Annotated in this window: 1 pseudogene; it reads left to right on the forward strand. The window is 70.3% G+C overall.

The window, feature by feature from the left end:
- A pseudogene (locus RM812_RS42505) lies at positions 1–257 on the forward strand (hypothetical protein); the annotation flags it as partial.
- Positions 258–427 lie beyond the last annotated feature (170 nt).

Genomic DNA, 427 nt, shown 5'->3' on the forward strand with positions numbered 1-427 from the left:
ACAAGAGCGAGAACGCCCCGCTGACCGTCGGGTTGCAACTGCCGCCCGACCCTTCCGAGGTGGTGCCGTACCTGCGTGGCGTGCTCTGGGGTGCTGCCCCCGTCCTGCTCGATGAACTGATCGCTCAGGCGCAGCAGCAGGTACAGGAGCGCTTTCCCGAGCTGGACCCGCTTACGGTGATGCGGCGGGCTCTCGGCGGACAGCCACAGGCGGCGGTCCGGCTCACCCCCCACGGCGCGGCGCGGGCGCGCTCTTGAACACGTACAGAAACGTTGGCCCAAACACACTCACGACCCTCCGGCCCCAACGCGCCAGGGTTCCCGAGCAGCGCCCCGGAGTCTTCACAGGGCGCTCCGGCAGGGGCGGCCCGTCGCACCTCAGCGCCTCGGCCATACGCTCCACCAGGTCTGCGGGCATGGCTCCCATG

Origin of the sequence: Streptomyces lancefieldiae, assembly GCF_031845825.1 — a bacterium.
Taxonomy (GTDB): Bacteria; Actinomycetota; Actinomycetes; order Streptomycetales; family Streptomycetaceae; genus Streptomyces; species Streptomyces lancefieldiae.